Source organism: Mycobacterium shunyiense, from assembly GCF_058270035.1.
The window spans coordinates 273,162-293,785 of record NZ_JBZDPT010000040.1 but is presented as its reverse complement, the minus strand read 5'-3'; the positions used below and the strand labels follow the sequence as shown (position 1 = coordinate 293,785).

19 protein-coding genes are annotated in these 20,624 nt (G+C 66.0%); 13 read left to right on the top strand and 6 right to left on the bottom strand.

Features of this window, described 5'->3' with window-relative positions; all coding sequences use genetic code 11:
- From AC4ELS_RS22735 to AC4ELS_RS22710, 6 genes are all read left to right on the top strand, one after another.
- The coding region (locus tag AC4ELS_RS22735) for a hypothetical protein (protein WP_499049395.1) at nucleotides 1-242 on the top strand (242 nt) is incomplete at its 5' end.
- 40 nt (nucleotides 243-282) lie between these two features.
- Nucleotides 283-1,896: a S53 family peptidase gene (locus tag AC4ELS_RS22730; protein WP_448445689.1), complete on the top strand. Its 1,614-nt coding sequence runs from the start codon at nucleotides 283-285 to the stop codon at nucleotides 1,894-1,896.
- Nucleotides 1,893-3,101: a zinc ribbon domain-containing protein gene (locus AC4ELS_RS22725; RefSeq protein ID WP_064960821.1), complete on the top strand. Its 1,209-nt coding sequence runs from the start codon at nucleotides 1,893-1,895 to the stop codon at nucleotides 3,099-3,101. Before AC4ELS_RS22730 ends, AC4ELS_RS22725 begins: the two co-directional genes overlap by 4 nt.
- Complete coding sequence (locus tag AC4ELS_RS22720) at nucleotides 3,098-3,817, top strand: hypothetical protein (RefSeq protein WP_082941484.1); 720 nt, start codon at nucleotides 3,098-3,100, stop codon at nucleotides 3,815-3,817. Before AC4ELS_RS22725 ends, AC4ELS_RS22720 begins: the two co-directional genes overlap by 4 nt.
- A gap of 127 nt (nucleotides 3,818-3,944) precedes the next feature.
- Nucleotides 3,945-4,229 carry a hypothetical protein gene (locus tag AC4ELS_RS22715; protein WP_082941483.1) on the top strand — a complete coding sequence of 95 codons (285 nt, stop codon included), beginning with the start codon at nucleotides 3,945-3,947 and terminating at the stop codon, nucleotides 4,227-4,229.
- Nucleotides 4,230-4,284: 55 nt separating this feature from the next.
- The gene (locus AC4ELS_RS22710; RefSeq protein WP_499049392.1) at nucleotides 4,285-6,036 is read left to right on the top strand and encodes a zinc ribbon domain-containing protein; all 1,752 of its coding nucleotides are present in this window, start codon (nucleotides 4,285-4,287) and stop codon (nucleotides 6,034-6,036) included.
- Here the strand turns inward: AC4ELS_RS22710 and guaA are convergent, their stop codons facing one another.
- Nucleotides 6,037-7,590: a glutamine-hydrolyzing GMP synthase gene (gene guaA, locus AC4ELS_RS22705; protein ID WP_135359318.1), complete on the bottom strand. Its 1,554-nt coding sequence runs from the start codon at nucleotides 7,588-7,590 to the stop codon at nucleotides 6,037-6,039.
- Nucleotides 7,591-7,703: 113 nt separating this feature from the next.
- Between guaA and AC4ELS_RS22700 the strand changes: the two genes are divergently transcribed.
- The 5 genes from AC4ELS_RS22700 (at nucleotide 7,704) to AC4ELS_RS22680 (ending at nucleotide 12,984) form a co-directional block, all read left to right on the top strand.
- The gene (locus AC4ELS_RS22700; RefSeq protein WP_131812744.1) at nucleotides 7,704-7,958 is read left to right on the top strand and encodes a DUF7683 domain-containing protein; all 255 of its coding nucleotides are present in this window, start codon (nucleotides 7,704-7,706) and stop codon (nucleotides 7,956-7,958) included.
- Nucleotides 7,955-8,206 (top strand): DUF7683 domain-containing protein, encoded by a 252-nt coding sequence (locus AC4ELS_RS22695; protein ID WP_499049390.1) that lies wholly within the window; start codon nucleotides 7,955-7,957, stop codon nucleotides 8,204-8,206. The genes AC4ELS_RS22700 and AC4ELS_RS22695 overlap by 4 nt, the downstream gene beginning before the upstream one ends.
- Before the next feature lie 73 nt (nucleotides 8,207-8,279).
- Nucleotides 8,280-9,050: a beta-phosphoglucomutase family hydrolase gene (locus AC4ELS_RS22690; protein WP_448445697.1), complete on the top strand. Its 771-nt coding sequence runs from the start codon at nucleotides 8,280-8,282 to the stop codon at nucleotides 9,048-9,050.
- Between the two features lie 7 nt (nucleotides 9,051-9,057).
- Nucleotides 9,058-11,415: a glycoside hydrolase family 65 protein gene (locus tag AC4ELS_RS22685; RefSeq protein WP_463793358.1), complete on the top strand. Its 2,358-nt coding sequence runs from the start codon at nucleotides 9,058-9,060 to the stop codon at nucleotides 11,413-11,415.
- 114 nt (nucleotides 11,416-11,529) lie between these two features.
- Nucleotides 11,530-12,984 (top strand): catalase, encoded by a 1,455-nt coding sequence (locus tag AC4ELS_RS22680; RefSeq protein WP_064878387.1) that lies wholly within the window; start codon nucleotides 11,530-11,532, stop codon nucleotides 12,982-12,984.
- Here the strand turns inward: AC4ELS_RS22680 and AC4ELS_RS22675 are convergent, their stop codons facing one another.
- Nucleotides 12,985-13,566 (bottom strand): TetR/AcrR family transcriptional regulator, encoded by a 582-nt coding sequence (locus tag AC4ELS_RS22675; RefSeq protein WP_448445700.1) that lies wholly within the window; start codon nucleotides 13,564-13,566, stop codon nucleotides 12,985-12,987. It lies immediately after the preceding gene.
- Between the two features lie 72 nt (nucleotides 13,567-13,638).
- On the opposite strand from AC4ELS_RS22675, the gene AC4ELS_RS22670 reads away from it, so the two are divergent.
- Entirely contained in the window at nucleotides 13,639-14,538 is a 900-nt protein-coding gene (locus tag AC4ELS_RS22670; protein WP_448445702.1) for a TauD/TfdA dioxygenase family protein, read from the top strand.
- A 1-nt stretch (nucleotide 14,539) separates the two neighbouring features.
- Here the strand turns inward: AC4ELS_RS22670 and AC4ELS_RS22665 are convergent, their stop codons facing one another.
- Both AC4ELS_RS22665 and AC4ELS_RS22660 read right to left on the bottom strand, forming a co-directional pair.
- On the bottom strand, nucleotides 14,540-16,495 hold the full coding sequence (locus AC4ELS_RS22665; protein WP_499049486.1) for a YhgE/Pip family protein: 1,956 nt from the start codon (nucleotides 16,493-16,495) through the stop codon (nucleotides 14,540-14,542).
- A gap of 101 nt (nucleotides 16,496-16,596) precedes the next feature.
- Nucleotides 16,597-17,358 (bottom strand): P-loop NTPase family protein, encoded by a 762-nt coding sequence (locus tag AC4ELS_RS22660; RefSeq protein WP_499049388.1) that lies wholly within the window; start codon nucleotides 17,356-17,358, stop codon nucleotides 16,597-16,599.
- A gap of 58 nt (nucleotides 17,359-17,416) precedes the next feature.
- On the opposite strand from AC4ELS_RS22660, the gene AC4ELS_RS22655 reads away from it, so the two are divergent.
- The gene (locus AC4ELS_RS22655) at nucleotides 17,417-18,028 is read left to right on the top strand and encodes a TetR/AcrR family transcriptional regulator (RefSeq protein ID WP_413784885.1); all 612 of its coding nucleotides are present in this window, start codon (nucleotides 17,417-17,419) and stop codon (nucleotides 18,026-18,028) included.
- 5 nt (nucleotides 18,029-18,033) lie between these two features.
- On the opposite strand, the gene phoU is transcribed toward AC4ELS_RS22655, so the two are convergent.
- Both phoU and AC4ELS_RS22645 read right to left on the bottom strand, forming a co-directional pair.
- Entirely contained in the window at nucleotides 18,034-18,693 is a 660-nt protein-coding gene (phoU, locus tag AC4ELS_RS22650) for a phosphate signaling complex protein PhoU (RefSeq protein ID WP_064878378.1), read from the bottom strand.
- Nucleotides 18,694-18,763: 70 nt separating this feature from the next.
- Nucleotides 18,764-20,500: a GMC family oxidoreductase gene (locus AC4ELS_RS22645; RefSeq protein WP_064878376.1), complete on the bottom strand. Its 1,737-nt coding sequence runs from the start codon at nucleotides 20,498-20,500 to the stop codon at nucleotides 18,764-18,766.
- Nucleotides 20,501-20,624: the final 124 nt, after the last annotated feature.

Here is a 20,624-nt window from a genome sequence, read left to right as displayed (position 1 = left end):
CAGGCGGTGCGGCAGTCATCGGGATGATCTCGTTCACCGCGGCATGCGGTACCGAAGAGCAGAAGGGCCCCGAGACCACCACGCCGACCACAACCACCACCACAACCACCACCCCGGCCACTCCTGCCCCGCCGCCAACGGTCGAGCCGACCGAGAAGTCGATCAACCCCACCGGCGGCAACCTCTTCACCCCCGGCGTGAAGGCACCGCCGGCACCGACCGCCATCCCCGGCGACAACTAAACGCGGAGCGCAGAGAGTCGGTCGTTCGCCGATGGCCGGGATGAACATCACCCCCGGGCGGGTGGTGCTGGCGCTGATCGTGTTCAGCACCCTGCTGGTCTCCGACCTGCGGGCTACACCCCCACCGGACGGATCGGCGTACGGACCCACCCACATCACGGGTCCGTACGCCCAACTACTTTCCGCCTCAACCGATCTCGGCCCAGCCGGGAGTGGTTCGGCGCAGCTCACCATGACGCTGCACAGCGCCCACCGACCGGCTGCGCTGCTCGGGTGGGCCGAGGAGCATTCACTGTCGATCCGGTGGCGGCCCGGTGATTCCTGGGCCATTGCCGAAGGCCGATCCGCCGACCTGGCAACCGCTTTCGGCGTGGACATCCATGACTATCGGGGCCGGCGCGGGCAGGAGTTCTATGCCTCACCACAACAGCCGTCCGTACCCGAACGGCTGTCCGGAGAGGTCACCGAAGTCGGTCGCATCCTGGGCTACACGCCCTACCGGATGTCGCTGCCGGACCTGCGGAACCTGCCGACCGATGTTCCGGATCAGGGGTTGACGCCGCAGGGGGTGCTCAACACCTACAACCTGGGCAACCTGACGAAACAGGGATTCACCGGCAAGGGCACCACCATCGTGTTCTTCGCGTTCGACGGTTTCGATCAGGCTGACCTGGACACCTTCGCCACCACCTTCGACCTGCCCGAGTTCACGCCGATCGTGGTCGGCGGGCAACCGAGTGCCCCGCACGGCGAGACCACCATGGATCTGCAGCTCGCCCACGCCATCGCCCCGGATGCGCAGAAGGTCGTCGTCAACGCCCGGCCGACAGTCCAGGGCGACGGCGCCTACGAGAAGATCGGGAAGATGCTGGAATCCGCCGACCAGCAGTTTCCCGGTGCTATCTGGAGCTTCTCGATCGGCTGGGGCTGTGACAAGCTGATCACCGCCGCCGATCTCGCCCCGGTCCGCTCCGCCCTGGCCACCGCACACACCCACGGCACCACGGCATTCGATGCCAGCGGAGACCTGGCCGGCCTGGAATGCAAAGGCGGACAAGACTGGTCATCCGCACCCAGTGAGGACGACATCGGCCTGGACTCGGTGGCCTCCCTGCCGGAGATGACCGATGTCGGAGGCACGACACTGTCCACCGACGCCCACGGCGGCTGGCTGGCCGAGCAGGCCTGGTTCGACGTCCCGCTGTCGCAAGGCACCGGCGGTGGCGTCTCGGCCATCTTCGACCGCCCCGAGTGGCAACGCAACGTATCCGCTCCCGGCGACAACAGCGCCGGGCGGCGGCTCACCCCGGATGTGGCCGCAGTGGCCGATCCCTTCACCGGCGTGAAAATCGTTCTGAACAACCAGGTTCTGGTCGGGGGCGGCACATCGCAGTCCGCACCGCTGTGGGCCGGGATGGCCGCGGTGATGAACCAGTACCTGATCGCCAACGGCGGGCGGGCACTCGGCGACCTCAACCCGCTGTTGTACAAGATCGCCTCGGGCGCCCCGCTGCCGGCCTTCCGCGACGTCGATCTCGGCGGCAACGCGGTGGCCACCGCCTCACCCGGCTACGACCTGGTGACCGGACTGGGGTCACCCGATGTGGAGAACCTCGCCAAGAACATCCTTGTCCTGCAGAAGGCGCACCGATGACCGATACACCCGACGACACCGACGTGCCGACCACCGAGTGCCGGGTCTGCAAAGTCGATGTACCCGACGGCAAGTACTGCGGGCTGTGCGGGGTTCCGATCGACAAGGAACAAGGTGACGGCCCCGAATGGTTGCGCCTCAGCGCATCCTGCGTGGCTCCTGATGAACACCTGTTGCGGCCGTCGATCGCCAGCTCACTGTTCCCTCACCTGTCTCACCAGTCCCGCACCCCCTTCCGCATCGCGATGCTGGTCCTGCTGGCAGGTCTGGTGACCTGCGCCGTGCTGAGGTTGCCCGCGGCCCTGATCGCGGTGGCCGCACTCGGACTCCCGCTGCTGTTCCTGATCTATCTCTACGAGTCCGACGCCTTCCGCGACCTGCACCGTGTCAACCTGGTGGTGACCATCGTGCTGGGAATCGCGTTGGGAATCGGCTGGGTGCTTCTCACCGGCCACATGATGGCCAAGTCCTACGGCGTCCCGCTCGGAAGCGGTGTGACCGCATTCCGGATCATGCGCAACGGCTTGGGAATTCCGCTGGGCGGAGCATTCCTGATGCTGGTACCCGCTGTCGTGGTCCGCCTGACCAACCGGTCGAGCCGGGAATCGTTGGACGGCTTCATGATCGGCGCCCTCGGCGCCACTGCCTTCACTGCAGCCACCACGCTCACCCGCCTGGCACCACAACTCACCACCGGCATGGTGGCGCGAAACCGCCCGATCTCCGGTCTGATCATCGAGGCCGGAATCCGCGGGGTAGCCATGCCTTTGACCGCAGCAGCCATCGGTGGCCTGATCGGCGCGGCCCTGTGGTTCACCCGCCCCGCTACCAAGGTCGACAAACACGTCGGCTATGTGCGGCTGGTGATGTTCTCCTGCGCGTTCGCGGTGCTGATCGTCTACTGCGCACTGGGTCTGATCGATGTGGCGCGGGTTCCGCAATGGGTCCAGTTGGCGGTGCACCTCACGGTTTCGGTGCTGGCGTTGTTGGCGTTGCGGGTCGGTCTGCATCTGGCGCTGCTGCACGAAGCCCAAGACGAGATCGCCTCCGATCAGCCCATCTTCTGCGCCCGCTGCGGCCATATCGTGCCCGACATGTCGTTCTGCCCGCACTGCGGTGCGGCCACCCACGCATCGTCGCGCACGTCCAGAGAACAGCGTCGTGAGCACCGGCCGGTGCGTGACCCGGGATCCGATGCCGGGTGAGCACATTCTTTCCCGGATATGCGGTGCCCATTTCCACGGGCAGAACCCGGGCCATTCGCCGCACCTCCGCCCTGAAAGTTGTGGCGACCCTGACCGCCGGAATCGCCCTCGTTGCCGGGGTACTGGCCTGGGTGTCACATGCGACGAGTGAGCCACCGGCTCGCTATATGTGCCCACCCGACTGCGGGTCGCCCCCGACCGGGCAGGCGGTGGCGATCAATCCGGTGTTCACCGCGCCCGACGGCAGCTTCTCGGTTTCCTACCCCGTGGCCTCCTCGGCATACACGGTCACCACCAACACGACCGGTGTCACCGCGGAGTTCAAAGCCGGTGACGGCGGCATGCTGCAGTTGTTCAGCGAGCCGGCAACCGGACGTAGCGCCGAGGAAATCGCCAACTCTCTGGTGAAGAAGACATATCCGGATACCAAGACCGCCTACAGCATCCCCAACGCCATGGTGGGTTATCACCCCGGATTCGGCCTGGTCGCCGACTGCTGGCCGCAGGGCGCGACGAGTAACTACATGCGGATGCGGGTGCTGGTGTTGGTCGCGGTGAAGGACGACCTCGCGCTCGTCGCGTCGGCCGTCGGACCGTATCGAGAATTCGGCCCCGGCTCCGGGGCCAGTAAACCGTCGGGCGCCAACCTGCAGTTGGCGCTGGACATGGGGAAATACGTCAACAGTTTCCGATGGCGCGGAGATCCCGACCGCTGATCGCCTGCCGTCCGGCCGGAAACACGGAATTGACGCCCACGCCGGAACGCACTGGGTTAGAGTTTGCTGGCAGGCCCGTTTCGCGGGCTGTATCTGTTTCGTCCGCGGGGGACAGTGAGGACTAATCATGAGGTCACGTCGATCAACTCGTCGCCTCGCAGCTGCCGCTGCCTCCGCCGCGATCATCGGAATGATCGGGCTCAGCGCTTGCGGTACCGGCGAGAAGGCACCAGAGACCACGACGCCGTCCACCACAACGACGACGACCACGACGCCGTCAGCGCCGCCGCCGACGGAGCCCACCGAGAAGAAGGTCACCCCCGGGGGCGCCAACAGCTTCACGCCCACCCACGTAGAACCCGTGGCGCCGCCCACCGGGCGTCACGGCATCGGCAGCCCTCATAGGCAATAGCGCCGGAACCGGCTCAGAGGAGCCGGAGCCCACCATCGAATGGCGGGTATGCCGGGTGTGCCGCACCGAAGTACCGGCCGGCACATTCTGCGGAGCGTGCAGCACCTACCTGAACCCGCGGCGCCAGGGGGCCGGGTGGTTACGGCCAGGGGCGTACTGCGCCGGCCGCGAGCACCTGCTGCGGCCGTCGGTGGTCAGCTCGCTGTTCCCGGCACTACCGCACCGTTCGCGGCTGCCCTACCGGCTTGGGATAGCAGCACTGGCGGTGGCGGTGCTCGCCTGCACACTGCTACGGATACCCGCCGCGATCACTGCCCTGGCCACTTTCGGTTTGCCACTGCTGTTCGTCACATATCTTCGTGAATCCACTGTCTTCCAAAAACTTCCGTTACGGACTCTGCTGCTGACCGGCGTCCTGGGTGCCGGACTGGGCGCAGCCTGGACACTGCTGACCGGAACCGCGGTGGCGCGCGAGTATGACATGCCGATGGGCGTCGACGTGCCGGAGTTCCGGATCATGCGCGACGGCCTCGGTGTCCCACTCGGCGCGCTGGTGCTCATGCTCATCCCGGTGGTGGTCATCCGCCTGCTTGGACCGCGCACCCGAGAATCGTTGGCCGGCTTTGCGATCGGAGCCATCGGAGCGCTCAGTTTCACTGCGGCAGCCACATTGGGCCGATTGGCTCCACAATTCGATGACGGGCTGGTGGACCGCGACCGACCCTTGAGCGGACTACTGGTCCACGCCGGCATACAGGCAGTCGCGGTCCCGTTGACCGCCGCGGCCGCCGGGGCTCTCATCGGTGTGGCCCTGTGGTTCACTCCGGACAAGGCCAACGCCTGGCGCCCCAAACACTTGCGCGCAGCCTGGGCGGTAACGGTCGCCGCCGTCCCGGTCTTGTACGCGATCCTCGGCCTCGTCGACGTCGCGCCGGCACCCGAGATCGCGGTCCTGGTAGTGCATTTGGTCGTGATGGCCTTGGCCATGCTCGCGTTGCGGATCGGTCTGCAGATCGCCCTGCTGTACGAAGCGCACGGGACCGTCCACACCAACGAATCGCTGCAGTGCCCGCAATGCGAGCACACCGTTCCCGACATGGCGTTCTGTCTCAATTGTGGAGCGGCGATCCGCGCATTACAGCGGGCCGCACCCCGTGCCGGCCGCCCGCTGCTGGGAGCATGGGCTACCGGCGTCGTGCTGCTGACGGCCGCGCTGGTCGTGGTGTCGGCGGTGGTCAGCCCTGCTCCCGCACGCTACCGGTGTCCACCGGACTGCGGACGTCCCCCGACCAGCGATCCGGTGGCGACGAATCCCCGCTTCACCGCACCGGACGGCGCTTTCTCGGTGTCCTACCCCGCATCCGGAGCCGCCTACCGCACCACCACCGCCGACGACGGGGTGACGGCAGACTTTCTCGCCGGCGACGGCGGCACGATGCAACTGATCGGCTGCCCCGCACATGGACGGACACCCAAGGAGGTCGCCGAGGAATTGGTCGAGGGCACCTACCCCGACACCGAGATCGACTACGAGATTCCGAATGCCATGGTCGGGTATCAACCGGGATACGGCATGGTGGTCGACAGTTGGCCGCAGAATGCCACCGGCGACTACATGCGGATGCGGGTCGTCATTATGGCTGCGGTCAAGAACGACCTGGCACTGATCGCCATCGCGACGGGCCCGTACCACGCCTACAGCCCCGATTTCGGACCCGGGGTTCCGTCCGGCGCCAATTTGGATCTCGCTCAGGACATGGGCAAGTACGTCAACAGTTTTCGTTGGCGTGGTGACCCGGCGCGCTGATCACTCCCACTCGATGGTGCCCGGTGGCTTGCTGGTGACATCCAGCACCACCCGGTTGACCTCGGGCACCTCGTTGGTGATCCGGGTCGAGATCCGTTCCAGCACTTCGTAAGGAACGCGGGTCCAGTCCGCCGTCATGGCGTCCTCGCTGGAGACCGGGCGCAGCACGATCGGGTGACCGTAGGTACGTCCGTCGCCCTGCACGCCGACCGAACGCACGTCCGCCAACAGCACCACCGGGCACTGCCAGATCTGTTGATCCAGGCCGGCGGCGGTGAGCTCCTCACGGGCGATCGCGTCGGCACGACGCAGGGTGTCCAACCGGTCGGCGGTCACCTCGCCGACGATGCGGATGCCCAGTCCCGGACCCGGGAAGGGTTGGCGGGCAACGATTTCCTCGGGCAGGCCGAGTTCACGCCCCACCGCGCGCACCTCGTCCTTGAACAGCAACCGCAGCGGCTCGACGAGCTTGAACTTCAGGTCGTCGGGCAGGCCACCGACGTTGTGGTGGCTCTTGATGTTGGCGGTGCCGGTACCGCCACCGGATTCCACGACATCGGGGTACAACGTGCCCTGCACCAGGTATTCGATGTCCGCCTCGCTGAGGGTGTCGCGCACCGCGCCCTCGAACGCCCGGATGAACTCGCGGCCGATGATCTTGCGCTTGCCCTCGGGGTTCGTCACCCCGGTCAGCGCCTCAAGGAAGCGGTCGGCGACGTCGACGGTCACCAGCTTGGCACCGGTCGCGGCGACGAAATCGCGCTGCACCTGGGCCCGCTCCCCCGCGCGCAGCAGACCATGGTCGACGAACACGCACGTCAACCGGTCGCCGATGGCGCGCTGCACCAGCGCGGCGGCCACCGCGGAGTCGACACCCCCGGACAATCCGCAGATGGCCTGGCCGTCACCGATCTGAGCGCGCACCGCCTCGATCAGCTGCTCGGCGATGTTGGCGGCGGTCCACGTCGCACCGATGCCGGCGAACTCGTGCAGGAACCGGCTCAACACCTGTTGTCCGTGGGGGGAATGGAGCACCTCGGGGTGGTACTGCACACCGGCCAGGCGGCGGGCCCGGTTCTCGAAGCCCGCGACGGGGGCGCCGGCGCTGGAGGCGATCACCTCGAACCCATCCGGCGCGGCGGTCACCGCGTCGCCGTGGCTCATCCACACCGGCTGGGTACCCGGCAGGTCGGCATGCAGATCGCCACCGGCGACGTTCAGCTCGGTACGCCCATATTCGCTGGTCCCGGTGTGTTCCACGGTGCCACCGAGGGCCTGGGCCATGGCCTGGAAGCCATAGCAGATGCCGAACACAGGTACGTCGAGATCGAACAGAGCAGGGTCCAGACGTGGAGCGCCCTCGGCGTACACACTGGCCGGGCCGCCCGACAGCACGATGGCCTGTGGGTCCTTGGCCTTGATCTCCTCGACCGTGGCGGTGTGCGGGATGACCTCGGAAAACACCCGCGCCTCACGGACTCGGCGAGCGATCAGCTGTGCGTACTGAGCGCCGAAGTCGACGACGAGGACAGGACGGGGAGATGCAGATGTCACCGCAACAGTCTAGTGGGCAGGTCAGCGCGTGCTTGAGGTGCCGGAATTCTTGGTAGAACGGACCCAGCGAACAAAGGTCCGCAGCGGCGGCCAATGTGCACGAGGAGGCGCCGATGCAGCTGCAGTGGGTTCTTGAAGGTTTCCATCCCGAAACCGAAGAATTGGTGCAGGAGTACCCGCTTCCGCGCGTGGATGCGGATGCCATACGCCGAATCCTGAACGTGCCCAACGGCATTCCGATCGAGCCATTCGACTTCGACGTACCGGACATCGATGCCGCTCGCGCGCTGGCCGAATTCACCGACGAACCCGTCATGATCGAACCGGCGATCAATTACCAATTGGGTTGCTACCGCGCGGAGCCATGACCATGTGGCAGGTGGAAGGGTATGACCGAAATACCGAGGAACTGGTTTGTGCACATTCTCTTCCGCACCTCGCTACCTCGGATGTCCGCCGAATATTGCGCGTGTGGGACGAGGAACCGCTGGAACCGTTCTTGTTCGATGTGAATCAGGCCCATATTTTCGACGCGCTTGCTGAATTCAGCGATGTTGCGGTCGCAATGGATCCCGCGCGCAGCTACTGCCTCGCCTTCTCTGAAGTTCAGAGCTAGCGGGTTCACACGGCAGGTGTCATAAGTCACCCCCAAGCCGTGTTTAAACCCGCCCCTCTCCCGGTGATTACGCATGATGGAGAAGACGTCGGCGAAAGCGAGGTGCCCAGTGCTGGGCCTGCCCGAGCAGATCACCGCCTGCCTGTTCGATCTCGATGGTGTCCTCACCGACACCGCGAGCGTGCACAAGAAGGCCTGGAAGGCCATGTTCGACGACTATCTGCGCACGCGTGCCGCACGTACCGGGGACGAGTTCGTCGCCTTCGACATCGACGCCGATTACCTGAACTACGTCGACGGCAAGCGCCGGGAAGACGGTGTCCGGTCGTTTCTGTCCAGTCGCGGAATCCAACTGCCCGAGGGCACCGCGAACGACCCGGAAGATGCCGACACCATCGAGGGCCTCGGCGATCGCAAGAACGCAATGTTCCACCAGACCCTGAAGAAGGACGGGGTCGAGGTATTCGACGGGTCACGCCGTTACCTGCAGGCGGTGGCGGATGCGGGCCTGCGCCGCGCGGTGGTGTCGTCGAGCGCCAACACCGAGGAGGTACTCAAGATCACCGGATTGGACACATTCATCGAGCAGCGGGTGGACGGGGTGACCATGCGCGACGAAAACCTGCCGGGCAAGCCGGCACCGGACAGCTTTCTGCGTGCCGCCGAGCTACTCGGTGTCTCCCCCGCGCAGGCCGCGGTATTCGAGGACGCGCTGGCCGGAGTGGCAGCGGGGCGGGCCGGAAAGTTCGGATTCGTCGTGGGCGTGGACCGGGTGGGTCAGGCCGCGCAGTTGCGTCGCGACGGCGCCGACACCGTCGTCACCGACCTGGCGGAGTTGATGTAGCCCGATGATGATCACCCATGACGCGTACCCGGTCGAACCGTGGCAGGTGCGCGAAACCCGTTTGGATCTCAATCTGTTGGCTCAATCCGAATCACTGTTCGCCCTGTCGAACGGTCATATCGGCCTGCGCGGCAATCTCGATGAAGGCGAGCCGTTCGGTTTGCCCGGCACCTACCTGGCCGGCTTCTTCGAGGTGCGTCCGCTGCCCTACGCCGAAGCCGGATTCGGCTACCCCGAGGCGGGGCAGACGGTCGTCGACGTCACCAACGGCAAGGTCATGCGGCTGCTGGTCGACGACGAACCCTTCGACGTGCGCTACGGCGATCTGCTGGACCACGAGCGCACGCTGGATCTGCGCGCAGGCACTCTGACCCGTCGCGCCCACTGGCGGTCACCGGCCGGAAAACAGGTCAAGGTGGTTTCCACCCGACTCGTGTCGTTCTCGCACCGCGGAGTTGCAGCCATCGAATACATCGTCGAGGCGGTCGACGAATTCGTCCGCGTGACACTCCAATCCGAACTCGTCACCAACGAAGACCAACCGGAGACATCCGACGATCCCCGGGTCTCGGCAGTACTCAAACATCCACTGCACGCCGTGCACCACGAGAACACCGACCACGGTGCGCTGCTGGTGCATCGTACGACCGGCAGCGGCTTGATGATGGCGGCCGCCATGGACCACGACGTCGATGTCCCCGGCCGCGTCGAGGTCAGCACCGAAACCTGGGACGATCTGGCTCGCACCACCGTCATCTGCGGGCTGCGGCCCGGCCAGAAGCTGCGCATCGTCAAATACCTCGCCTACGGATGGTCGAGCCTGCGGTCACGCCCCGCACTGCGCGATCAGGCCGCGGCCGCCATCACCGGTGCGCGCTACAGCGGCTGGCAGGGGCTGCTCGACTCGCAGCGCGCTTATCTCGACGAGTTCTGGGACTGCGCCGACGTCGAGGTCGAGGGAGATCCGGATTGCCAGCAGGCGGTGCGGTTCGGTTTGTTCCACGTGTTGCAGGCCAGTGCCCGCGCCGAGCGGCGCGCGATCGCGGGTAAGGGATTGACCGGCACGGGTTATGACGGCCATGCGTTCTGGGACACCGAAGGTTTCGTGCTGCCGGTGCTGACGTACACCAAACCTCAGGCCGCCGCCGACGCGCTGCGGTGGCGGGCCTCGACGCTGGATCTGGCCCGGGAACGCGCGGCGCTCCTCGATCTGGACGGCGCCAGTTTCCCGTGGCGAACGATCCGCGGCGAGGAATGCTCGGCCTATTGGCCGGCAGGCACTGCCGCATGGCACATCAACGCCGATATCGCCGCGGCGTTCGAACGCTATCGCGTTGTGACCGGCGATGATTCGCTGGAACAAGAGTGCGGTCTCGAGGTGCTGGTGGATACCGCCCGGCTGTGGATGTCGTTGGGACACCATGACCGGCACGGGGTCTGGCACCTGGACGGGGTGACCGGACCGGACGAATACACCGCGGTGGTGCGCGACAACGTGTTCACCAACCTGATGGCCGCACACAACTTGAGGGTGGCGGCCGCGGCGTGCATGCGTCATCCGGATCTGTCCAATTCGATGGGCGTGACCACCGAGGAGACCGCGGCCTGGCGGGACGCCGCCGACGCCGTCCACCTCCCCTACGACGAAGAGCTGGGTGTGCACCAGCAGTGCCAGGGCTTCACCACGCTGGCCGAATGGGATTTCACCGCCAACACCACCTACCCGCTGTTGATGAACGAGCCGTACGTCCGGCTATACCCCGCCCAGGTCCTCAAGCAGGCAGATCTGGTGCTGGCCATGCAATGGCAGAGCCACGCCTTCACCCCGGAACAGAAGGCCCGCAACGTCGACTACTACGAGCGGCGCACCACCAGGGACTCGTCACTGTCGGCATGCACCCAGGCAGTGATGTGCGCGGAGGTCGGCCACCTCGACCTGGCCCACGACTACACCTATGAGGCCGCCTTGATCGACCTGCGGGATCTACACCGGAACACCCGAGACGGCCTGCACATGGCGTCGCTCGCCGGTGCCTGGACGGCACTGGTGGCGGGATTCGGCGGACTGCGTGACGACGAGGGCGCCCTCTCGCTCGACCCACACCTGCCCGATGGCATCTCGTGCCTGCGGTTCCGATTGCGGTGGAAGGATTTTCGGGTAACGGTCGACGCGCATCACGACACCGTCACCTACACGTTGCGCGACGGTCCGGACGGGTCGCTGACCATCCGTCATGCCGGTGATGAGGTACACCTGAGCACCCGCGAGCCGACCACCGTCAAAGTCCGTCCCAGGCATCCGCTGCTGCCGCCCCCGCCGCAGCCGGCCGGGCGTGAACCGGTACGTCGCCGCACGGGTCAGTAGAAACCGACCCGACCGGTTTGAGATCTGTAGGTCGGGGTACTCGGCTGTCGTCAGTCTCGGCAGTCGTATCGCCGTGCGCGGCGGGCGGCGCCGAACAGCGAAAGGAGCGACGGGGTGACCGGTACCCAGCCCAAGCCGACAACCACCGACGCCGGAATCCCGGTGTACAGCGACGAACATTCGTTGACGATCGGCCCGGACGGGCCGATCCTGCTGCAGGATCACTACCTGATCGAGCAGATGGCGATGTTCAACCGGGAGCGCATCCCGGAGCGCCAGCCGCACGCGAAGGGCGGCGGCGCATTCGGTCACTTCGAGGTGACCAGCGACGTCAGCGCCTACACCAAGGCCGCGGTGTTCCAACCCGGCGTCAAAACCGAGACCCTGACCCGGTTTTCGACCGTGGCCGGTGAGCGTGGCAGCCCCGACACGTGGCGCGATCCTCGCGGCTTCGCCACCAAGTTCTACACGACCGACGGCAACTTCGACATGGTCGGCAACAACACCCCGGTGTTCTTCATGCGCGACCCGTTGAAGTTCCAGCACTTCATCCGATCCCAGAAGCGGCGCGCGGCCAACAACCTGCGCGACCACGACATGCAATGGGACTTCTGGACGTTGTCCCCGGAATCGGCGCATCAGGTGACGTGGTTGATGGGCGATCGCGGTATCCCCCGCGACTGGCGCCATATGAACGGATACTCCAGCCACACGTACAGCTGGGTCAATGCCGCCGGGGAGATCTTCTGGGTGAAGTACCACTTCAAGACCGACCAGGGCGTCGAGTTCCTCACCCAGGAAGAGGGTGACGAGATGGCCGGCATCGACGGGGATGCCCACCAGCGGGATCTCTACTCGGCGATCGAGCGCGGCGAGTTCCCGACGTGGTCGCTGAAGGTCCAGATCATGCCGTTCGAGGAGGCCAAGGACTATCGCTTCAACCCGTTCGACCTGACCAAGGTCTGGCCGCACGGCGACTATCCGCTCATCGACGTCGGCACCCTGCGACTGGACCGCAACGTCGAGGACTACCACACCGAGATCGAGCAGGCCGCCTTCGAACCCAACAACCGCGTGCCCGGTACCGGCCTGAGTCCGGACAAGATGCTGCTGGCCCGCGACTTCTCCTATGCCGATGCGCACCGTCACCGGCTCGGCAGCAATTACAAGCAGATCCCGGTCAATGCCCCGAAGGTCGAGGTGAACAGCTACTCGAAAGACGGGGCCATGCGGATGAAGAATGCAACCGACCCGGTCTACGCGCCGAACTCGTACGGCGGCCCGCAGGCCGACCCGGCCCGTACCGGTGAATCGCTGTGGCGTGCCGACGGCGAGATGATCCGCGCCGCCTACACGCTGCACGCCGAGGATGACGATTGGGGCCAGGCCGGGACGATGGTGCGCGACGTGCTCGACGACGCGGCGCGTGCCCGGCTGGTGTCCAATATCGCCGGGCACCTGTCGAAGGGGGTCTCCGAGCACGTGTTGGAGCGTGCCTTCGAGTACTGGAAGAACGTCGACAAGCAGCTCGGCGAGAAGGTCGAATCCTCGGTCCGCAACGGCGGCTGACTACTTCGCGGCGGCGCCGGGTTCGAGGATCCGTGCGACCTCGGCGCCGACCGCGTCCCGTACCTCGTCGTCGCCGATCGGATCCAGGCCGGCCGACGACCGCAGGAACGGTTCGAAGAACCGCCAACCCAGTTGCAGGGCAACGGCATTGGCGACCGCAAGCCGTCCACTGCGCTCGTCTTCGAACCGAGGCAGGACTTGCCCGAGCAGCCTCGTGACACCCGGAAACCGGGTCTGTAGCCGGCCGATCGGGTAACCGTCGAGCAGCGCCCGCGCCATCACGCGCATGTGCAGGTCCATGTTCTGCTCGATCTCGTCAGCCGGGCCGCCGTCGTCCAACAGAGTGGTGAGCCGCCCGCCGAGGTGATCGAGGACCGCGCCGACCAGCTGCTCCTTGGTGCCGAAATGCCGATAGATCAGCCCGTGATTGACCTTGGACCGCGACGCGACGTCCCGGATCGACGTGGCCGACACCCCGCGCTCGGCGAACAGTTCGGCCGCCGCCGACAGCGCGGCCGCCACCACCTCTTCCCGGCCCACCGGGTTCGCCGGATCTCTCGCCGGTGGCGTGGGTGTAGTCACGTGGCTACACTAGCCCACATGCAGGTGTAGTCACTTGACTACAGTTGTTCCACCAGCGAAAAGGACAAGCCGATGACCGCTTCCACCACCGCTCCCCTCACCATCAAGAAGCTCGGCAGCCGCATCGGTGCCCGTATCGACGGGGTGAAACTGGGCGGGAATCTCGATGCGAGCACGGTCGCCGAAATCCGGCGCGCCCTGCTGGAGCACAAGGTGATCTTCTTCGGCGGCCAGCACCACCTCACCGACGAGGAGCATCACGCCTTCGCGCGCTTGATGGGCACGCCCGTCGGCCACCACGCCCTCAAGCAGAACGATGCCCCGCTGATCACCCCGCTCGATTCCGAGTACGCCAAGGCCACCCGCTGGCACACCGACGTCACGTTCGTGCCGGACTACCCGGCCATCTCGATCCTGCGCGCAGTGACACTGCCCGAGTACGGCGGATCGACCCTGTGGGCCTCGACCGCGGCCGCCTACGATCGGCTGCCCGCACCGCTCAAGGCGCTCACCGAGAACCTGTGGGCCGTCCACAGCAACCGCTTCGACTACGCCGCGGCACAGGCCATCGCCCTCAGCGAGGAACAGCAGCAGATGCGGGCCGCGTTTGAGAAGCCCGACTTCCGCACCGAACACCCGGTGGTGCGGGTGCACCCCGAGACCGGCGAACGCACCCTGGTGGCCGGTGACTTCACCCGCGGCTTCCTCGGCCTGGACAGCCATGAATCCGCCACCCTGCTAGAGCTGCTGCAACGACGCATCACCATGCCGGAGAATACGATTCGCTGGAACTGGGCTCCCGGTGACGTCGCGATGTGGGACAACCGGGCCACGCAGCACCGTGCGGTCGACGACTACGACGATCAGCGCCGAGTGATGCACCGGGTGACGCTGTCCGGCGATGTCCCCGTCGACATCCACGGACAGCCCAGCCGTCCCCTCGCCGATGCCGCTCTGCTGCAGGCGGTCTGACTCACATCTTGATCGCGGGCATCAGCCTGGTCATGTTCCACAGGCGGTTGCGCCGGGCCGACAATGCCGAAATGGTCAGGGCACCCGCCCAGATCACCAGCAGTGTGATGATCGCCTGCCACAGCCGGTGATCGATACCGCCCAGGATGAGCTGGCGTAATCCGTTGACGCCGTATGTCATCGGATCGTAGGCATGGAATACCTGGAACGGCCGGGACGTCGTCTCCACCGGATACATCCCGCCGGCGCTGACCAACTGGAGCATCAGCAGCGCCATCAACAGCACGCGTCCGACCGCGGGGCCGACGAGGGCGTTGACCGCTTGCGTCGCGGCGACGAACGCGCATGACACGAGGATCATGAAGCCCAGCATCGCGACCGGATGCACCACCTGCATGCCGAGCGCGAACCGCACCACGCAGTACAGGATGATCGCCTGGAACACCCCGATGAACGCCGCGGGCAGGTAGCTGGCGAGCACCACCCGGATCGCCAGCACCTCCGCGGCCATCGGGCGGTTCTGCAACGGGCGCAACACCATCCACAGCACCAGCGCGCCGAAGAACAGGGCGAGTGTGATGAAGAACGGTGCCATCCCGGTGCCGAAGTTGGGCGCGGAGTTCTCCGCCGAGTTCTGCAGGTGAACCGGGCCACCGATGGTGTCGGCGATCGCGTCCTTCTGCGCAGGCGTCCAATCCGGTACCTGACCGGCACCGTCGGCGAGCTTGGTGGCCAACTCGGCCGATCCGCTTCGCAACTGGGTGGTACCGGCTTTTAGCTGCCCGGCACCGGTGTCGAGTTTCGCGATACCACTGGCCAATTCGGCATTGCCCGAGGCGAGCTGCTGGGCACCGCCGCGCAGCTGGTTCAGCTTGGCGTTGAGGTCGGAGTTCTTGCTGCCCACCTGATCGAGCGCGGAGTTCAACGGGCTGCCGGGGTTGCGCAGCGACGAGGTCATCGAGATCGCCGCGTTCTCGGCGTCGGTGAGCTGCTGGCGGATCTGCGGAGTGAACTGGTGGGCCCGAAGGTCGCCCTGGACGCCGCGCAGAGTTCCGGCGGCGTTGTTGGCGATCGGATCCGAGCTGGCCGACAGCTGGTCGATCACCGAGGTCAACGCCGTCGCGGCGGAGTCCTGTGCCCCGGTGATGGCACCGATCTGGTCATTGGCCTGCCGCAGGGCAATTGTGCCGTCTTCCAGTTTCTGCGTGTCACCACCGATCTTCGACAGCGCCGAGCTCACCGCCACCAGCGGATCGGTGGCCTTGTTGATCCCATCGGAGAGCTGCTTGGCGCCGGTGGCGAGCTGCGCCGAGCCGGACCGGGCGGTGTGCAGGCCGGTCGCCAACTGGCCGGCGCCGTCATCGACTTTCACTGCGCCGTCAGCGAGTTGGGCCGCACCGTCGGCAGCCTGCTTGATCCCGGCACCCGAGCTGACCACCACGGAGAGCACCTGGTTGACCGCCTGGCCGGAGATCCGCGTCGACACCGCATTGAGCACCTGGTCGATCGCGGTGCGGCCGATGTTCGATGAGATGTAGTTGTTGGCGTCGTTGTACACCGCGTTCAGGTTGGCCTGCTTGGGCCGTCCGGTCAGAGGCGAAGCGATCGCCTCGCTGAAATCCGATGGCAGCTCGAGCATGAAGTAGTACGTGCCGTGGTCGACACCCTTGCGTGCCTCTTCTTCGTCCACCACATGCCAATTCAGGCTGGCGTCGTCGGTCAGGCTCTTGGCGATCTCGGCGCCGACATTGATCTGCTGTCCTGACACCACCGCGCCCCGATCCGAATTGACCAGTGCCACCGGCATTTTGTCGACCCGACCGAAGGGGTCCCAGTAGGCCCAGAGATACAGGGCACCGTAGACGAGCGGTAGCAGCATCAGCACCACGATCGCAGCCCGCGTCATCCGGCTGCGGCCGAAGCGTTTGATTTCCGAGCCGAAGGCGAGGCCGGCTATCGGGGATGAGCCGCTTGCGCGAAGATCATTCAGCCGAGATGAGCCGCTTGCGCGAAGACTATTCAGTCGGGATGAGCCGCTTGCGCGAAGGCGATTCAGCATCACGAGTTCTTTCCGTTAAGGATGCGGTGATCGTGCAGGTCGTGGTCAGGAGCTTCATGGCCGAGCGGATTGGTCACTCCGACAACGACACTGCGCTGGGTGGCGATGGCGCCGAGCCGCTCGACCGCGATTGCGCGCCGGCAGTTGTCCCGGACCTGCTCGAGGTCACCGACCACGAGGATGGGGTGATTCGAGAACAGCGCCAGGGTGACCTTCAGCAGGAACAGGTCGAGGTCGGACAGTTCGCTGATGTAGGTTTCCGGCGCGGGCGGCGTCAGGTCTCCGAACACCTCCCGTAGTGCGGACTCACCGGCTTGCGCCGGCACCCGCCGGTACCACGGGGCCAGCCAGCGGCGCTGCTCGGCGAGCACCGTCTGGACGGTGACCGAGTCCTCGAGTTCGTCGATGTCGGCGAACGCCGCGATCGCGCAATGTCGGCGGATGTCGCGGGGCCGGGACTCGCCGCAGACGGTGACGGTGCCGTGGGTGGGTGCAAGGCGGCCGGCCAGCGTCAGCAGCAGCGCAGTCTGGCCCCATCCCCCGGGCATCTGGATGGCGTGGAATCCCGGGGTGAGCTCCAGGTCGATGTCGGAGAACAGCGGGCCGTGCTCGCCATCGACCCCGAGTCCCACCGTGGTGATCTGAGGCGCGCCTTGCGTGTCCTCAGCGTCTTCCTGGGCGTCGTCCACCTCGGACGCCGCTTCGGACGCTTCGCACGCCTCGGTCTCCGAGGTGTCCTCGGCGTCGTCCCTGTCTTCCATCTCCGACCTTTCGATACTCACTGGTATCCATTCGATACTAGCGAGTATTGTGTTGGTCATGACTGCTGTCAAACCGGCACGTACGCGCCCGACCCGCGACGAGGTGCGCGACCGGATTCTGGATGCCGCGCTGACGGTTTTCGCCGCAGAAGGCTTCGCCGGCGCCACCATCGACGCCATCGGTCAGGCCGCGGGCTTCACCAAGGGAGCGGTGTACTCCAACTTCGAATCCAAGGACGAGCTGTTCCTGGCGCTGTTGGACCGGCAGTTCGAGAGCCGCGGCGCACTCATCGCGACCGCCCTCGACAGCGGGCAGGGCGACACCGCCGCGATCGCCGCGGCGCTGAGTCGCGCAACGCTGGACTCGATCCACGACCAGACCGAATACCAGATCGTCCTGATCGAGTACTGGCTGCGCGCAGTGCGCGATCCCGAGCTGCGCGAACGCCTGGTGGCGCGCCGCCGGACAGCCGCCGATCAAGCCTTGCGCATCGTCGAACAGGCCGGAACGTCACTGCCCGGCAAGCAACTGTCGGCACTCGCGCAGCTGGTGGTCACCATCATCTCGGGGATCGCCACCGAGGAGGTGCTGCAGCCGGGAACGATCGACATCGACACCCTCACCCGCTTGTTCACCGCGCTGCTGGAATCCAGCCCGGACGGGCGGTAACCGGCTCACGCCAATTTCTTGTGCACGGGCCGTCCACCCGTGGCCTCGAAGATCACCCGCTTGCCGATCTCGACGGCGTGGTCGGCATACCGCTCGTAGTAGCGGCCCAGCAGTGCGACGTCGACAGCCGAGCACACCCCGTCCTCCCACTGACGGTCCAGCAGCAGGGTGAACAGGTGGCGATGCTCGGCGTCGACGCCGTCGTCCTCGTCGCGCAGCCGTGCGGCGGCGTCCGGATCCCGCGACACCAGCACCTCTTGCGCGGTCTGCGCCAACCGGACGGCTTGCGATCCCATGTCGGTAAAACTCGCGCGCACTTCGTCAGGCAGGGCGCAATCGGGGTGACGCAACCGGGAGATGTCGGCGACATGGACAGCGAGCGCGCCCATCCGGTCGATATCGGCGGCGATGTGCATCGACCCGACCACTGTGCGCAACTCGCCGGCGACAGGCTGCTGGAGGACCAGCAGCCGGAATGCGGACTCCTCGATGCGGCGGTTGTAGTCGGCGATGTGTTCGTGGTCGGCGATGACCTGCTCGGCCAAGGACAGATCGGAGTCGAGCAGGGCCTCGTTGGCCCGCTGCATCGCGCTGACCGCCAGTGCACACATCTCGGCCAGTTGGTCGGACAATGCCGCCAACTCGTCGTGAAATGCCTTTCGCATCGCCACACCCTTCCTTCCTCGCCGGACGGTGCCGCCCGGCGAGGGTTAGGTACCCGGAATGCGGCGGGGGCTAACCGCCCGTGTTGACGGGTTCGATCGGCAGCCGCCGCAACCCACCGGGAGCCTCGGCCGGCACCACGGGACGCTCGGGAGCGATCGGCGCCAGCTTCCGGTAGGACTCACCTTGAGCCGGACGCTCGTCGTTCTGCCCCTTGTTCGGCCAGAGCGACGCCGCGCGTTCGGCCTGCGCGGTGATCGAAAGCGACGGGTTCACGCCGAGGTTCGCCGATATCGCCGCGCCGTCCATGACGTAGAGCGTCGGGTAGTTGTACACCCGCTGGTACGGGTCGATGACACCGTGCTCGGCGCTGTCGCCGATCGCCGCCCCACCGAGGAAGTGCGCCGTGAGCGGGATGTTGAACAGCTCGCCCCAGGTGCCACCCGCGACGCCGTCGACCTTCTCCGCCATCCGCCTGGTGAACTCGTTGCCCACCGGGATCCACGTCGGATTCGGTTCACCGTGGCCCTGTTTGGACGTCATCACCCGCTTGCCCCCGGGCCCACGCTTGGTGAAGGTGGTGATCGAGTTGTCCAGGTGCTGCATCACCAGCGCGATCACCGTGCGCTCGCTCCACCGCTGCGGGTTGAGGAGCCGGACCAGCTTGCCCGGATCCTCGCGGGCCTGATCGAGGAACTGCCGCCAACGAGGAACGTCGGTGCCCTTCGGCCCGGTGCCGTCGGTCATCAGCGTCTGCAGCAGGCCCATCGCGTTGGAACCCTTGCCGTAGCGCACCGGTTCCACATGGGTGTCGGAGGTGGGATGCACCGATGAGGTGATCGCCACGCCATGGGTGAGATCCATGCCGGGTGTCACCGTGAGGGTCTGCGCCCCCACGATGGACTCGGAGTTGGTCCGGGTCAGCACGCCCAGCTTGTCCGAGAGCTTGTTCAGCTTGCCGGTGTCCCGCATCTTGAACAGCAGCTTCTGGGTGTTGTACGTCCCGGCCGCCAGGATCAGATGATTCGCGGTGAAAGTCTTGCGGTGACGACGCAGCTTGCTGCCGGTCCGCACGGTGGTGACCTCCCAGACACCGTCGGCACGCTGCTCGAAACTCGTCACGGTGGTCAACGGATGTACTTGCGCGCCGGCCGATTCCGCCAGGCCAAGGTAATTCTTGACGAGCGTGTTCTTGGCGCCGTGCCGGCAACCGGTCATGCACTCGCCACACTCGATACACCCGGTGCGGGCCGGGCCGACTCCGCCGAAGAAGGGATCAGGCACGGTCTTGCCGGGGGTCATCTCACCGTCGGGACCGAAGAACACGCCAACCGGTGTGGCGACGAACGTATCCCCGCAACCCATGTCGTCGGCGACCTCTTTGACGATACGGTCCGCGTCGGTGAAGGTCGGGTTCTTCACTACCCCGAGCATCCGCTGAGCCTGGTCGTAGTGCGGCATCAACTCGGCCCGCCAGTCGGTGATGTCCTTCCACTGCGGGTCGTTGAAGAACGGGTCCGGCGGCACGTACAGAGTGTTGGCGTAGTTGAGGGATCCACCGCCGACACCGGCGCCGGCCAGGATCATCACGTTGCGCAGCAGATGGATGCGCTGAATGCCATACATGCCCAGCTGCGGCGCCCAGAGGAACTTGCGCAGATCCCACGAGGTCTTGGCGAAGTCGGCGTCGGTGAACCGCCGGCCGGCTTCGAGTACTCCGACCCGATAGCCCTTCTCGGTGAGGCGCAGCGCGCTGACGCTGCCGCCGAATCCCGAACCGATCACCAAGACGTCATAGTCAGGCTGCATGTGACCAGTATGACGCTACCCGCAGGTAACTTCTAGACAGGAGGCCCTAACTTGTAAAGAAGAATTTCTCCATGCGGCGGCGACCTCTACCGATTTCTACCTCAGGGTCGCGATCAGCGCCCGA